This is a genomic window from Micromonospora sp. ALFpr18c, from assembly GCF_008868155.1.
Lineage (GTDB): Bacteria > Actinomycetota > Actinomycetes > Mycobacteriales > Micromonosporaceae > Micromonospora.
This window is the reverse complement of sequence record NZ_WBKR01000555.1, coordinates 1-253: the sequence shown is the minus strand read 5'-3', so window position 1 is coordinate 253 and position 253 is coordinate 1. Positions and strand designations below refer to the sequence as shown.

Below are 253 nucleotides of genomic sequence, written 5' to 3'. Positions count from 1 at the left end.
CATGGGTCTTCGCAAACTCCATGATCACCAACGGGTCGCACCCGTCCTACTTGGACCCTCACCCTCGCTGGATCCCACCCCAAACTCCCAGTTCAGACACCCTTCAACCGACTACGCAATAGCCCTGCGCCGCAGCCGGCCGGCGTCCAGGCGGCAGCGGGAACCACTCGGCCCTTTCGACGCCAACCCGGCCTCACCTTCGGCACGCCACCGCTTCCGCCAGCCGTACACCGCTGTCTGCGACACCCGCAAC

Annotated in this window: 1 protein-coding gene; it reads right to left on the bottom strand. The window is 66.0% G+C overall.

The genetic code is table 11. The features are described from left to right. Positions 1-111: 111 nt before the first annotated feature. Positions 112-246, bottom strand: a complete 135-nt coding sequence (locus tag F8271_RS32005) for a helix-turn-helix domain-containing protein (protein WP_225854930.1) — start codon at positions 244-246, stop codon at positions 112-114. Positions 247-253 lie beyond the last annotated feature (7 nt).